Origin of the sequence: Pseudodonghicola xiamenensis DSM 18339, from assembly GCF_000429365.1 — a bacterium.
GTDB lineage: Bacteria > Pseudomonadota > Alphaproteobacteria > Rhodobacterales > Rhodobacteraceae > Pseudodonghicola > Pseudodonghicola xiamenensis.
In genome coordinates this window covers 175,758-189,770 of the sequence record NZ_AUBS01000005.1, presented here as the reverse complement: position 1 = coordinate 189,770, position 14,013 = coordinate 175,758, and the positions used below count along the sequence as shown (strand labels likewise).

Here is a 14,013-nt window from a genome sequence, read left to right as displayed (position 1 = left end):
TCGTTTTGCCTTGACCTGATCGAGTCTAATTTCTCAACCTAACTTGAGGTCAAGATGTTTTTGAAAGGTGGGCAATGGCGCTGCAGAAGGATACCCGGAAGGGGCTGTCGATCGGGGCGCTGGCGGCGCGGACCGGGGTGGCCGTCTCGGCGATCCGTTATTACGAAGAACAGGGGCTGATTACCCCGTGGCGCAACTCTGGCGGGCAGCGCCGGTTCCTGCGCGCCGATATCCGCCGGCTCAGCTTTGTTAGGATCGCACAGCAGTTTGGGTTCACCCTGCCGGAGATTCGCGACCTTTTGGCCGAATTGCCCAATGGGCGCACCCCGACACCTGCAGACTGGAGCCGCATGGGCAACGGCTTTCGGGCCAGGTTGGACGCGCGAATCGAGACCCTGCAGCGGCTGCGCGACAATCTGGATGGCTGTATCGGCTGCGGCTGCCTGTCACTGCCGAAATGCGCGCTCTACAATCCCGGCGATCAGGCCAGTCAAAAGGGCGATGGGCCACGCTATCTTATGGGGGACAAGCCGGAAATCTGAGCCGAAATGTCGTTTCCGTGGGAGTCGTGCTGACGCGGTGTTGCGATTGACCGAAGGGGCTGCCAAAAGGTAACGAGCCACGAAAGATTGTTGCCCACAATATGGGCACTCGAAGAAGATCTAGCCAGGGAGCCGCTCAATGGCCGAAATTGAACGCGAAGCGATGGAATATGATGTGGTGATCGTCGGGGCTGGCCCTGCTGGTCTCTCCGCCGCCATCCGCCTGAAACAGCTCGACGCCGATCTGAATGTGGTCGTTCTTGAAAAAGGTTCCGAAGTCGGGGCGCATATCCTGTCCGGTGCTGTACTGGATCCGGTCGGTCTGACCGCGCTGATTCCCGACTGGAAGGAAAAGGGCGCGCCGCTGAACACGCCGGTGAAGGAAGACAACTTCCTGATGCTGGGCGAGGGCGGCAAGATTCGCATTCCGAACTGGCCGATGCCGCCGCTGATGAACAACCACGGCAATTATATCGTGTCGATGGCCAATGTCTGCCGCTGGATGGGCGAGCAGGCCGAGGAGCTGGGCGTCGAGATCTTCCCGGGTATGTCCTGTTCCGAGCTGGTCTATGGCGAGAACGGTGAAGTGAAGGGCGTTGTTGCCGGAGAGTTCGGCAAGAACCCCGATGGCACCCCCGGCCCCTCCTATGAGCCGGGGATGGAACTGCACGGTAAATATGTCTTCCTGTCGGAAGGGGTGCGCGGTTCGTTGGCGAAAGAGGTGATCGCCAAATACGATCTGTCCAAGGGACACTGCCCGCAGAAATTCGGTCTTGGCATGAAGGAAATCTGGGAGATCGACCCGGCCAAGCACAAGGAAGGCTCGGTCACCCATACGATGGGCTGGCCGCTGGGATCGAACGCCGGCGGCGGGTCCTTCATCTATCACCTTGAGAACAATCAGGTTTACATCGGGTTCGTGGTTCACCTGAACTATCAGAACCCCTATCTCTTCCCCTATATGGAGTTCCAGCGCTTCAAGCATCATCCGATGATCGCTGAACTTCTCGAGGGCGGCAAGCGGGTGGCCTATGGCGCCCGGGCGATCTCGGAAGGCGGCTGGCAGTCGATGCCGAAGATGGTCGCCCCGGGCGTGGCGCTGCTGGGCTGCTCGGTCGGCATGGTCAACGTGCCGCGCATCAAGGGCAACCATAACGCGATGCTGTCGGGCAAGGCCGCGGCCGAGGCCGCCTATGAGGCGATCCAGGCCGGTCGTTCCGCCGATGAGCTGACCGCCTATGAGACTGAAGTGCGTGAAGGCGCCATCGGTCAGGACCTGAAGAAGGTCCGCAACGTCAAGCCGATGTGGTCGAAATGGGGTCTGCTGCCGTCGCTGGCCTTTGGCGGGCTCGATATGTGGACCAATACGCTGGGCTTCTCCTTCTTCGGTACGCTCAAGCATGGCAAGACCGATGCGGCGGCCACAGGCGAGGCGAAGAACTTCAAGCCGATCGACTATCCCAAGCCCGATGGCAAGATCAGCTTTGACCGGCTGACCAACGTGTCGTTCAGCTTCACCAACCACGAGGAAAGCCAGCCCTGCCATCTGCAGCTCAAGGATCCGTCGATCCCGCTGCAGGTGAACCTGCCGAAATACGCCGAGCCGGCGCAGCGCTATTGTCCGGCAGGTGTCTATGAGGTGGTCGAGGAAGAGGGCAAGGATCCGCGCTTCGTTATCAACTTCCAGAACTGCGTCCACTGCAAGACCTGCGATATCAAGGACCCGAGCCAGAACATCAACTGGACTACGCCGCAGGGCGGAGACGGCCCGAACTATCCCAACATGTAAGAATGCATAGACAGAACGCGCCCCAAGTCGGGCGCGTTCTTGCCCTTGTCTGCCGATCAGCCTAGCTTGGGGCTGTCGCATGAAGAGAGGCAGATTTCTGGTGACATCCCTGTTCCGTTGCGCGGCCACCGCCCTTCTGGCCGTGTCGGTCGCATTTCCCGCGCCGATCTGGGCGCAAACCGCAGACACATCGCCCCAAAAGCCCATCGTCGAAGTCGGGGCTGGCGCCTATCTGGCGGGGCGCCATGCATTGTTCGACAGTGATTTTTCGGCATCTGCCGGGTATTTCGCGCGGGCGCTGGCCGAGGATCCCGATAATCCGGGCCTGATGGAAAGCCTGGTGCTGTCGCAGCTTGCGCTGGGGCGGGTCGATCTGGCGCTGCCCGTGGCCCAGCGGATGACCGCGATGGGGCTGCAAAGCCAGGCGGCGCGGATGGCCATCGCGGCCGATCGGATCATGCGCGAGGATTTCATGCCGCTGACCACAGCGGATGGCGACAAGGACGGCATCGGCCCGCTGATCGACGGGCTGCTGGCAGCCTGGGCCTATATGGGCACGGGGTCGGTTTCCAAGGCGCTCGAGCGGTTTGACGCTCTGGCCGAGGAAAAGGGGCTGCGTGGCTTCGCGCTTTACCAAAAGGCGCTGGCGCTGGCGCTGGTCGGTGATTTCGAGAGCGCCGAGGCGATCTTTGCAAATGATCGCACCGGGCTGTCAGGCTTGTCGCGGCGGGCGGTGATCGCACGTGTTGAAATCCTGTCTCAGCTTGGCCGCGATGATGATGCGCTGGAGATCATTGCTGACGCCTTCGGGACCGGCCTCGATCCGGCGCTGAGCGCCCTGGCTGAGCGCCTGACTGCAGGAGAGACGGTGCCTTTCGATCACGTCACCAGCATCCGCGATGGCATGGCAGAGGTGTTCTTTACCATCGGCGCGGCGCTGAGGGGGGAGGGCTCGGAAGATTATGCGCTGATCTATGCCCGCATCGCCACCTATCTGCGTCCGGGTCATGTCGATGCGGTGCTGCTGAGTGCCGATCTTCTGGACAAGCTGGGCCAATACGACCTTGCGGTGGAAACCTACAAGCAGGTGCCGATCGGCAGCCCGGACAGGCATGCCGCGGAGCTGGGCCGGGCGGAGGCGTTGCGGCGCGGCGGCAAGTCCGAGGCGGCGATCGAGGTGCTGGAGCGGCTGGCGCGGGATTACCCGGCACTTCCCATGGTGAACAGCGCCTTGGGGGATCTCCTGCGTCAGCAGGAGGATTATCAGGGCGCCGTCGCGGCCTATGACAAGGCGCTGGAGTACACCGAAGAAGGGGCGCCGGGCGAATGGTTCCTGCTCTATGCCCGGGGGATCGCGCGAGAGCGGCTGAAGCAATGGGACAAGGCCGAGGCCGACTTCCGCCATGCGCTGCGGCTCAATCCCGACCAGCCGCAGGTGCTGAATTACCTGGGCTATTCCATGGTCGAGCGGCAGACCAATCTGGACGAGGCGCTGGCGATGATCGAGCGCGCCGTCGCTGCACAACCCGACAGCGGCTATATCGTCGATTCGCTGGGCTGGGTGCTGTATCGCATGGGGCGCTATGACGAAGCGGTCGAGCATATGGAGCATGCGGTTGAGTTGATGGCCGTCGATCCGGTGGTCAACGATCACCTGGGGGATGTCTATTGGGCGGTCGGCCGCACGCGCGAGGCGGAATTCCAGTGGCGGCGGGCGCTGTCCTTCATCAAGCCGGACGACACCGACGGCGAGGCTGACCCGGCCCGGATCCGGCGCAAGCTGGAGGTCGGGCTGGACGTCGTGTTGCAGGAAGAGGGCGCCCCGGCGCTGCATGATCCGCATGGCGATTGAACTGGCGGCCCCTGTCAAGATCAACCTGACATTGCATGTCACCGGGCGGCGCCCCGACGGGTATCATCTGCTCGATTCCCTCGTGGTCTTCGCTTCTCTGGGGGATCGGCTGTGGGTGGAACCTGCCGAAGAGATGGCGCTGCAGCTGAGCGGCCCTTTTTCCCGAGGGGTGCCGGCGGATGGGCGAAACCTGGTCTGGCGTGCGGCTGAACTGGCAGGGCAGGTTCTGCGAATCCGGCTGGAAAAGAACTTGCCGCATGGCGCTGGGATCGGCGGTGGCTCTGCCGATGCGGCGGCGATCCTGCGGGCCTTCGACGCGCCGCAGCGCGCGATCGAACTGGGGGCAGATGTGCCGGTCTGCCTGTCATCGCGTCCGCAGCGGATGCAGGGGATCGGTGACCGGTTGAGCCGGGCCGAGACGGTGCCGGCGCTGCCTCTGGTCCTGGCGAACCCAGGGGTGTCATTGCCGACCCCCGCCGTCTTCAAGGCGCTGTCCGAGCCGGAAAACAACGATATGGGAGAGCTGCCGGCCTGGCCGGATCGGGATGGCTTTCTGGACTGGCTCGGCGCGCAGCGCAACGATCTGGAGCGACCGGCGCGCGGCCTGGCGCCGGTGATCGGCGATGTCCTGGCGGCCTTGAGCGGGGCCGGGGCCGGACTGGCGCGGATGTCCGGGTCGGGCGCGAGCTGTTTTGGCCTGTTCCCTTCAGAAGCGGCGGCAGAGGCCGCTGCCGATCGGATATCCCGTGCACATCCCGGCTGGTGGGTGCGCTCGGCGGTTACCATTCCGGGGGCTGACCTCTGAACCTGGCCGTTTCCCCGCTCTGAAAACGATCCGGAATTCCTGCAACGTTCGACGCGCCCGCCGGGCGGCGCCTTGGCTGCAAAGATCGCAGCCCGTCAGGGTCTCGGGGTGGGCCCTGCGGTGGACTGGCCGTCAGGGCAGGACGTCAGGACAGCCGCGAGACCACATAGGCCGAGAGATCGTGCAGCATATCCCGGATCTCGTGATCGGGCAGGGCAGTCAGCGCTGCCTGCGCCTTTTTCGCCCAAGCCTCGGCGTCGCGGCGGGTGGCGGTGAGCGTGTCGTATTTCGCCATCAGCGCCAGCGCCTGATCCAGGTCGCCATCCTCTTGCTGCCCCTTCTCGATGGTCCGTTTCCAGAACGCGTGTTCTTCGGGCGTCGCCTTGGCCACGGCCTTGATCACCGGCAGGGTCAGCTTGCGTTCGCGGAAATCATCGCCAACGTTCTTGCCCGTGGCAGAGCTGTCGCCCTGATAATCCAGCAGGTCGTCGGCGATCTGGAAGGCGATCCCCAGCGCATCCCCATAGTCGAACAGCGCCTTGACCTCTGTTTCTGAGGCTTGGGCAATGACGCCGCCGGCCTCGGTCGCCGCCGAGAACAGCGCGGCGGTCTTGCCGCGGACCACTTGCAGATAGACGCTTTCATCGGTGCGCAGATCGGTGGCGGCGGTCATCTGCAGGACCTCGCCTTCGGAAATCGTGGCCGAGGCGTTCGAGAGGATTTCCAGCACCCGCAGGCTGCCGGTCTCCACCATCAGCTGGAAGCTGCGGGAGAACAGGTAATCGCCCACCAGCACGCTGGATTTGTTGTCCCACAGCAGGTTGGCGGTGGGCCGGCCCCGGCGTTTTTCACTTTCGTCGACCACATCGTCATGCAACAGCGTTGCGGTGTGGATGAATTCCACCGCAGTGGCGAGGCCGATGTGATGTTCGCCCTGATAGCCTGAGAGCTTGGCCGCTGCCAGGGTCAGCATCGGGCGCAGCCGCTTGCCACCGGCTTCGACCAGATGGGCGGTGATTTCGGGGATGCGGGGCGCGTGATCCGAATGCATCCGGGCCCGGATCAGCCGGTCGACCGCGGCCATTTCCTCGGACAAGGCCGAAGCCAGCCGGTCATGCGGTTTCGTGACGATAGTGATATTCATGGCGCTTTCATCCCCGAGGCTCGACATCGCGCGTAGCTTGCCCTTACATCCCGTCTTATGAAGGAACTTTTGCGCAGCACCGACCCGACCGTCCTGGCCTTTGCCTCTGCCCTTCTCGAGGGTGAGGGTATAGACTGCTTTCAAATGGACGTAAATATGAGCGTTCTCGAGGGCGGCATCGGAATCTTTCCCCGCCGAATGATGGTGCGCGAGGATGATTATGACGCGGCGCTGCGTGCCCTGCGCGACAATGATGTTCCGCTGGGCCGGTGATCCATTTCGCCGATCATGAGCTGAGCCGGGATGCCTTTCTGGGCGGGCGGCTGCACCTGTATCAGCCAAAGGCCGGCTATCGTGCCGGGGTCGATCCGGTGCTGCTGGCTGCGGCCGTTCCGGCCCGACCGGGGCAGAGCGTGCTGGAGCTGGGCTGTGGTGCCGGGGCCGCGATTTTCTGTCTGGGCGCGCGTGTCGCCGATCTTGCGCTGACCGGGGTGGAGCTGCAGCCGGCCTATGCCGAGCTGGCGCGGCGCAATGCCGCGGAAAGCGGGCTGCCGTTCGAGATCTTTTGTGCTGATCTGGGCGCATTGCCTGCCGCATTGAGGCAACGTCAGTTCGATCATGTGATCGCCAACCCCCCGTATTTCAGGCCTGGGGCGCATTCTCGGGCGGTTGATGCCGGGCGCGCCACGGCCCTGAGCGAGACTGAAACGCCACTTGCTCTCTGGGTGGCGGTGGCGGCCAAGCGATTGGCACCAAAGGGATATCTTCACATGATCCAGCGTGTCGACCGGCTGCCCGAGATGCTGGCGGCCTGTGAGGGGCGGCTGGGGGCGCCGGAGGTGTTGCCGCTTGCTGCGCGTGCCGGCCGGGCACCGGAGCTGGTGATTCTGCGCGCCCGCAAGGGCGGGCGGGCCGCGTTCCGGCTGCATGCGGCGACCATTTTGCATGACGGTGAACGGCACCTTGAGGATGGGGAAAGTTACTGCCCTGAAATCATTGATATTTTGCGGGGTGGTGCCGGGTTGTCCTGGCCGCTGTGAGCGTAACGTTACCTAGGGTCGCAACACCGTTAAAGGCAATATGTCGCTTTTGTAAAAATCTAATGCGACTGCAGCGTGACAGGGGGGCAAACTTGTGCTCCACTGATCTTGCATCACAGTCAGAGGAGGATTGCCATGAGCGTAAGTTCGTATCTGTCGGAACTGAAGCGGAAGCATGAAAGTCTGAGCTCCGAAGTGGAGCGAGCGCAACGGACGCCGAGCGTCGATGCGCTGCATCTGGTTTCCTTGAAGAAACGCAAACTGAAGCTGAAAGAAGAAATCGAACGCCTGTCAAACTGATCCGGCGCAGGTTGCAACCGGAAAGGACGGGAATACAGGAAAAGCTGTGCTCCTTTCGGGGGGGGGGGGCTTTCCTCCGCTGAGTGTTTCAGAGGATTCTATTTTGTCGCCGGCCAATCCCTTTGGGATGGCTTGTGGAGTTGTCATGCGGGCCGGTCCCGCGTGGTGGGAAACGAGAAGGGCCGGCCTGGTGGGCCGGCCCTTTGTCTGCGTCATGCCGGGATCGGTGGGGTCAGACGAAGAACTGGCCGCCGTTCGCGGTGAGGGTCGATCCGGTGATGAACCCGGCGTCATCGGCGGCAAGGAAGGCCACGCAGCGGGCGATTTCCTCAGGCTCGCCCAGCCGGCCCACGGGGATCTGGGCGATGATCGACTCGCGCACCTTTTCCGGAACGGCCATCACCATGTCGGTCCCGATATAGCCGGGGCAAATGGCGTTGGCGGTGATATTGAACCGGGCGCCTTCCTGGGCCAGCGATTTGACGATACCCAGATCGCCGGCCTTGGTGGCGGCGTAGTTCACCTGGCCGAACTGTCCCTTCTGCCCGTTGATCGAACTGATCACGATGACCCGGCCGAACTTGCGCTCGCGCATGCCGGGCCAGATCGGGTGGATGGTGTTGAACACGCCGGTCAGGTTGGTGTTGACCACGTCGTGCCATTGCTCGGGCGTCATCTTGTGGAAGGGGGCATCGCGGGTGATGCCGGCGTTGGCCACCACCACGTCGATCGGGCCCAGATCGGCCTCGACCCGGGCGATGCCGGCCTTGCTGTCTTCATAGTCACCGACATTCCATTTGTAGGTCTTGATGCCGGTTTCTTCGCTGAATTTCGCCGCGGCCTCATCATTGCCGGCATAGGTGGCTGCAACCGCATATCCCTGGGCCTTCAGGGTCTGCGAAATCGCCGCGCCGATACCGCGCGAACCGCCGGTGACGAGTGCTGTACGTGCCATTGAGGTTTCCTCCACTCTCAAATTGCCTAAGTAATGCTGTTACATATCCTTGCCGTTATGAGCAACAATATTTCGTGATGAAACTCCAGGACGAGCGGAAAATATTCCGGTTTTCAGGCAAATCCTTGCTGGAAAAAGAAAAGGGCGCCCAAAGGCGCCCTGTCCGTCTGTTCTGTCAGCGTTGCTGTTACGGCCGCTCAAGGCACATCGCAACACCCATGCCGCCGCCGATGCACAGGGTGGCCAGGCCCTTCTTGGCGTCGCGGCGCTTCATTTCGAACAGCAGGGTGTTGAGGATGCGGCAGCCCGAGGCGCCGATCGGGTGACCGATGGCGATGGCGCCGCCGTTGACGTTGACGATGGCCGGATCCCAGCCCATGTCGGCGTTGACCGCCAGCGCCTGGGCGGCAAAGGCTTCGTTGGCCTCGACCAGATCCAGATCGGAAACGCTCCAACCGGCCTTTTCCAGCGCCTTGCGCGACGAGGGGATCGGACCGGTGCCCATGATTGCGGGATCGACCCCGGCAGTGGCCCAGGATGCGATGCGGGCCAGCGGTTCGATGCCGCGTTTCTCGGCCTCGTCGGCGGTCATCAGCAGCACTGCGGCGGCGCCATCATTGATGCCCGAGGCATTGCCGGCGGTGACGGTGCCGTCCTTCATGAAGGCCGGGCGCAGACGGGTCATCGCTTCCAGCGTGGCGCCGTGACGGATGTATTCGTCGGTGTCCATCACCGTTTCGCCCTTGCGGGTCTTGATGACAAAGGGGACGATCTCGTCGGCGAACTTGCCAGCAGCTTGCGCGGCTTCGGCCTTGTTCTGGCTCGCCACAGCGAATTCATCCTGCATTTCGCGGGTGAGCTGCCATTTGGCGGCGACGTTCTCGGCGGTTTGCCCCATGTGATAGCCGTTGAAGGCATCCCACAGCCCGTCCTTGATCATGGTGTCGATGAACTTCATGTCGCCCATCTTGTGGCCGGCGCGCAGCGCCGCGGCATGGGGGCTGAGGCTCATGCTTTCCTGACCGCCTGCGGCCACGATGGCGGCGTCGCCAAGCTGGACATGCTGCGCCGCCAGCGCCACCGTCCGCAGACCCGAACCACAGACCTGGTTGATGCCCCAGGCAGCGCTTTTGATCGGCAGGCCTGCGTTGATATGGGCCTGACGGGCCGGGTTCTGCCCCTGCGCCGCAGTCAACACTTGCCCAAGGATGGTTTCCGAGACCTCCTCCTTGGCGATGCCGGCACGTTCGACCACGGCCTCAAGAACGGCCGCACCCAGCTCATGTGCCGGGGTGTTGGCGAATGATCCGCTGAAGCTCCCGACGCCGGTACGCGCCGCCGATACGATAACTACATTTGTCATGTGATCCGGTCCTTTGCCATCCAAAGGGCGGTATCCTCCTGATCCGGCCTCGCGGACGGGTCTCTCCTCCGTCCGGGGGACCGCCGCCCCGATATTTCAGGTGATACCGGATTGCTGCGCGCGCAGCAACAACAGCCGTGCGCCTGCGGCATTCGGGGGCAGGGCGGGCCCGCCGCAGGGGCCCGTGCCGGTCAGCCGGCGGCGCGGGTTCCGTCCTGCGCGGCCCAGTCCGGTCGCAGCGTCGGGGCACCGAACAGATAGCCCTGCATGCAGTCGATCCCCAGCGTCATCAGGTATTCGGCATCCTCGCTCTGCTCGACCGACTCGGCGATGATCAGCATGTCGAATTCGCGCGCCATGGCGATCAGGGCCCGCAGCATGGCCTGGGTGTCGTGATCGCGATGCACGCCCCGGATATACTGGCCGTCGATTTTCACCGCATCGAAGAAGAAATCACGGAAATGCCGGATGTTGATGGCCCCGGAGCCGAAATCGTCCAGCGCGAAGGCAATGCCGTGACCCTGCAGCCGGTCCATGAAATCGATCACCAGTTCGGGCACCGTCATGGCTGAGGTTTCGTTGATCTCCAGCGTCAGCCGTTCGCCCAGCCGTTCGTCCCGGCGCAGTGCGCCGTTCAGCGTCTCCATCCAGCGGCTGTAGCCGATCGATCGGGCCGACATGTTGATCGAGAGCCGCAGCGTCGGATGCTGGATCAGGGCCTGCAACCCGCTGTCGAGAGCGAGGCAGTCGATTTCGCGTCCGAGTTCGGTATTTTCCACCACGGGCATGAAGTCTCGGGCGGGAATGACCCGGCCGGTTTCATCCAGAACGCGAATCAGCCCTTCGTAGAAGGCGGTGTTATGCGGCGGTCGGGCCTGAACCACGGGTTGGAAGGCCAGCAGGCATTGCTTGTGACGCACCGCCTGGGCCACCATGTCGAGGGTGGAGCGATCACGCGCCACAAGCGCGGCGTTCAGCGGGCTGTCGAAGCCTTCGGGCTGGTCGGCAAAGCGGGGGCGGGAGCTGTTCATTCCGGTCTCTCGGATTCTGGGGTAAGGGTCAGTTCCAGACCAGCGTCGGCCAAAATCCTTTAGGGGCTATTAACGCTGTCGCAAATTGCATGTTGCCGGAGGAGAGTTTGATGGAAACCACCAGCGGACGTTGCGGTTGGGCCGGGTCGGAGCCGATCTATGTTGCCTATCACGATACCGAATGGGGCGTGCCAGAGCGAGACAGCCGGGCATTGTGGGAGAAACTGGTGCTCGACGGGTTCCAGGCCGGGTTGAGCTGGATCACGATCCTGAAGAAACGCGATAATTTTCGGGCTGCCTTTGCCGGGTTCAATCCCGATGTGATCGCCACCTGGGGCGAACAGGAGGTGATGCGCCTGTTGGCCGATCCGGGAATCGTGCGCCATCGCGGCAAGATCGAGGCGACCATCGGCAATGCGCGCGCCTGGCAAAAAATCGAGGCCGAGCAGGGCTTTGATCGGTATCTGTGGGATTTTGTCGGTGGCGCGCCGATCCAGAATCGCTGGGCGACGCTTGCCGAGGTGCCGGCGGCAACCCCGCTGTCCGCGGCCCTGTCGAAGGATCTGAAAAAGCGGGGGTTCCGTTTTTGTGGCCCAACGATTGTCTACGCCTTCATGCAGGCGGTGGGGATGGTGAACGATCATCTGACCTGTTGCCCCTGCCATGACCGGGTGCGGCGGCTGGGGACGCACGTTTAGGGCGCGTTCAGCAGGTTCAGCCAATGGGCGCGTTCGCTGGTGTCGAGCGTCAGGACGGCTGCGGGCGTGTCATAGTCGTGAAAGATCAATCGCAGCGTTTTGCCTTCGTCGAGAAGGTCGTAATCCAGTAATCGGCGCAGCAGAACCTCCTGACCCGAGGTCCAGACCAGCGCCGGTCCTCCGTCGCCGAGAATCAGGGCCGCGTGTCGGTCGCGCGACAGAGTCATCTGGCGGATCGGTGCGCCGGCGGTGGCGCTTTGCCAGGCTTCGCGGGCGCGGTCCTCGTCCAGAAGGGCCCGGCGCGGTCGGCTGGCGAGGGCCAAAAGGCCGGCTAGGACAGCAATGGCAAGAGAGACCAGCGGAACAATCAGATAGGCTGACATTTCATACCCCTTCGCCCGATCATAGCCGGGGGCAAAGGGGGGGTGTCAAAAGAGAACGTGCCGCTGTCGGCCGGTTTGCCGCCCGTCGTGGGGGAAGACGGGCGGCCGCGGCCGTCAAATCCAGGCGAAGATATCGGAGCCGTCGGTTGCTTCGATCTGGGTTTGAACGGTGCGTATCTCATCGGCCAGCCCGTCACCGTCGACGTCGAAGCTGGCAGTGGCGATCACGGTATTGACGGCGCCCGCCGTGGTGTCGAGCCCGCTCAGCGCGCCGGAAAAGCCAAGGTCGCCGCCGCCAAGATCGACCAGGTCGGCGCTGTTCAGGCCGGTATCGGTTCCGTTAACGCTGAGATTGAATTCGATCACATCCGCCGGAAAGAGCGGCGAGGCGCCAAGCGCGTCCCCCAACTGTGAGGCATTGGCGAAGACCTGCGCGCCGCCGGTGTTGTCGATCTGATCCAGCCGTGGCTTGTCGACCGAGCCGAAGCCGAGCGCGGTGACAGAGGTGCCGGCCGCCCAGATCGCCTGAACTTCGTCCATGTAGTAGCTGGGGCTGGAGGAATTGATGGAGGTGCCGTTGCCGTTCGGGTTGTAGGCGGTCAGGGGCACCCCGTCCGAGATGAAGACCATATAGTTTTCGTCGCCATCCTGCGGCACCAGGAAATCCCTGGCCAGGCGCAGCCCGGCCTCGTAATTGGTGACCTGGCGCAGTTGCGAGGACAGCGGCGTTCCGGTGGTGATATCGTCCAGCGTATGGTCGAAAAGGCCAAAGCTGGCGCCGAAGGCGTCGGGGGTGGAGCTCGGTTCGCCCGAGAATTGCACAAGCTGGATTTCGACATCCGTACCGGTGCCGTCGAAGCGACTGCGCAGCAGGTCGATGGTGTCCTGCACGGCGGCAAGTTGTTGCGCCCATTCCGCCGCGTTGATCGACCCCGAACCGTCGATCACGAAGGAGACATTCACATCCTTCTGCGCCAGGTCGCCGAAATTGATGGTCCCCGCCACCTCGCTTTCGTCGTTATAGGTGCGGTCCTCTGTGGTCAGGCTCATCGCGATGGTCTGACCGTTCAGCGCCGCGACAGAGGAATCGGTGTCGGTTTCGATCAGCGGGTCGATCACATGGACGTAGGCATAGGCGGTATTGCTGGCCGTGCCTTCATTGTCATCGACCGTATAGCCGATGGCGCCGACGCCGGACCCATCGCTGCTGTCGCCGCCTACATCATTGGCGTGAAATTCGATCTGGCCGCTGTTGATCGAGGCGGAACCGAGCGGGGTAGGCGCGACGATCGTCAGTGTCGCGGGATCGAGACTGCCGTCGCGGTCCTCGTCATTGGCGAGCACGTCGATGCTGATGCTGTCGCCGCTTTCCACCACCAGGCGATTGTCCGCGCCGAGACCGTCGTCATAGGCATCGGGCGGCAGGTTGATATAGGGCGCGTCGCCCACGACCTTCTGGCCGCCGTCGCGATCGAGATCGCTGCCGATCGAGGTGACCCGGACGCCGAAGCGCATCTCGCTGAGCAGATCGAGGTTCAGATCGCCATCGGTCGACGCCAGCGTAAAGCTGGTGTGGTCGATGTCGTCCCGGGCCATGCCCGGGGTGCCGAAACCGACCCCGGCGTCAAAGCCGTTGCCCTTGTTGGTGTGTTTGCCGTTCATATTGTTGCCGCGTCCCAGATCGGTGACGTCATTGGCGGCAAATTGCGATCCGGTCACGTCGGCGCCACTGATCGAGAGGGAGCCGAGAGCGCTTTCATCGGCGAGATCGAAATACAGCCCGCGCAGATCGCCCTCGGTGCCGGCGCTTTCGTCGACGCTGACGTCGAACTGCAATTCCCGCAGGCCGGTAAGGGGATTGATGACTTCGGTGACGGTAACGATGGTGTCGACCGTGCCGGGAATGGTGAATGTGACGCTGGCCATGAGCTTGCTCTCCCTGAAAATGGACTTGATCTAATAAACAAGGGCCATTGGAAGGCCCGTAAACTTGTCAACACGCGTGGAAAGAGGGGGGATCCCCTTGGGGCCGAGGTCGGTCGCGGCACATAAACATCCACTCACGACAATCCTGGGATGTCGCGTTGACCTAACGTCTCCTGGCGCAGGTA

General features: G+C 63.0%; 14 protein-coding genes. 8 read left to right on the top strand and 6 right to left on the bottom strand.

Annotated features, from left to right (window positions below; genetic code table 11):
• Positions 1-74: 74 nt before the first annotated feature.
• The 4 genes from soxR to G455_RS0108425 all read left to right on the top strand — a co-directional run bounded on the left by soxR (position 75) and on the right by G455_RS0108425 (position 4,988).
• Positions 75-542, top strand: a complete 468-nt coding sequence (gene soxR / locus G455_RS0108440; RefSeq protein WP_028093299.1) for a redox-sensitive transcriptional activator SoxR — start codon at positions 75-77, stop codon at positions 540-542.
• 139 nt (positions 543-681) lie between these two features.
• Positions 682-2,331: an electron transfer flavoprotein-ubiquinone oxidoreductase gene (locus tag G455_RS0108435; protein WP_028093298.1), complete on the top strand. Its 1,650-nt coding sequence runs from the start codon at positions 682-684 to the stop codon at positions 2,329-2,331.
• A 79-nt stretch (positions 2,332-2,410) separates the two neighbouring features.
• Entirely contained in the window at positions 2,411-4,183 is a 1,773-nt protein-coding gene (locus tag G455_RS23660) for a tetratricopeptide repeat protein (RefSeq protein WP_084437029.1), read from the top strand.
• On the top strand, positions 4,173-4,988 hold the full coding sequence (locus G455_RS0108425) for a 4-(cytidine 5'-diphospho)-2-C-methyl-D-erythritol kinase (protein ID WP_028093297.1): 816 nt from the start codon (positions 4,173-4,175) through the stop codon (positions 4,986-4,988). Before G455_RS23660 ends, G455_RS0108425 begins: the two co-directional genes overlap by 11 nt.
• A gap of 145 nt (positions 4,989-5,133) precedes the next feature.
• On the opposite strand, the gene G455_RS0108420 is transcribed toward G455_RS0108425, so the two are convergent.
• A complete protein-coding gene (locus G455_RS0108420; RefSeq protein WP_028093296.1) occupies positions 5,134-6,132 on the bottom strand; it encodes a polyprenyl synthetase family protein in 999 nt (332 codons plus the stop codon).
• A 57-nt stretch (positions 6,133-6,189) separates the two neighbouring features.
• On the opposite strand from G455_RS0108420, the gene G455_RS0108415 reads away from it, so the two are divergent.
• From G455_RS0108415 to G455_RS25990, 3 genes are all read left to right on the top strand, one after another.
• A complete protein-coding gene (locus tag G455_RS0108415) occupies positions 6,190-6,405 on the top strand; it encodes a putative signal transducing protein (protein ID WP_028093295.1) in 216 nt (71 codons plus the stop codon).
• Positions 6,402-7,172, top strand: coding sequence for a tRNA1(Val) (adenine(37)-N6)-methyltransferase (locus G455_RS0108410; RefSeq protein ID WP_028093294.1), 771 nt, complete (start codon positions 6,402-6,404; stop codon positions 7,170-7,172). The genes G455_RS0108415 and G455_RS0108410 overlap by 4 nt, the downstream gene beginning before the upstream one ends.
• Positions 7,173-7,307: 135 nt before the next feature.
• A complete protein-coding gene (locus G455_RS25990) occupies positions 7,308-7,472 on the top strand; it encodes a YdcH family protein (RefSeq protein WP_084437028.1) in 165 nt (54 codons plus the stop codon).
• Between the two features lie 232 nt (positions 7,473-7,704).
• Here the strand turns inward: G455_RS25990 and phbB are convergent, their stop codons facing one another.
• The 3 genes from phbB to G455_RS0108390 form a co-directional block, all read right to left on the bottom strand.
• Positions 7,705-8,427: an acetoacetyl-CoA reductase gene (gene phbB, locus G455_RS0108400; RefSeq protein WP_028093293.1), complete on the bottom strand. Its 723-nt coding sequence runs from the start codon at positions 8,425-8,427 to the stop codon at positions 7,705-7,707.
• A gap of 187 nt (positions 8,428-8,614) precedes the next feature.
• Positions 8,615-9,790, bottom strand: a complete 1,176-nt coding sequence (locus G455_RS0108395; protein ID WP_028093292.1) for an acetyl-CoA C-acetyltransferase — start codon at positions 9,788-9,790, stop codon at positions 8,615-8,617.
• A gap of 191 nt (positions 9,791-9,981) precedes the next feature.
• Positions 9,982-10,821, bottom strand: a complete 840-nt coding sequence (locus tag G455_RS0108390; RefSeq protein ID WP_028093291.1) for an EAL domain-containing protein — start codon at positions 10,819-10,821, stop codon at positions 9,982-9,984.
• 110 nt (positions 10,822-10,931) lie between these two features.
• On the opposite strand from G455_RS0108390, the gene G455_RS0108385 reads away from it, so the two are divergent.
• On the top strand, positions 10,932-11,519 hold the full coding sequence (locus G455_RS0108385) for a DNA-3-methyladenine glycosylase I (RefSeq protein ID WP_035366401.1): 588 nt from the start codon (positions 10,932-10,934) through the stop codon (positions 11,517-11,519).
• On the opposite strand, the gene G455_RS0108380 is transcribed toward G455_RS0108385, so the two are convergent.
• Both G455_RS0108380 and G455_RS0108375 read right to left on the bottom strand, forming a co-directional pair.
• Positions 11,516-11,902: a hypothetical protein gene (locus G455_RS0108380; RefSeq protein ID WP_028093289.1), complete on the bottom strand. Its 387-nt coding sequence runs from the start codon at positions 11,900-11,902 to the stop codon at positions 11,516-11,518. The genes G455_RS0108385 and G455_RS0108380 overlap by 4 nt on opposite strands.
• Before the next feature lie 114 nt (positions 11,903-12,016).
• Positions 12,017-13,828: a vWA domain-containing protein gene (locus tag G455_RS0108375; protein ID WP_028093288.1), complete on the bottom strand. Its 1,812-nt coding sequence runs from the start codon at positions 13,826-13,828 to the stop codon at positions 12,017-12,019.
• Positions 13,829-14,013 lie beyond the last annotated feature (185 nt).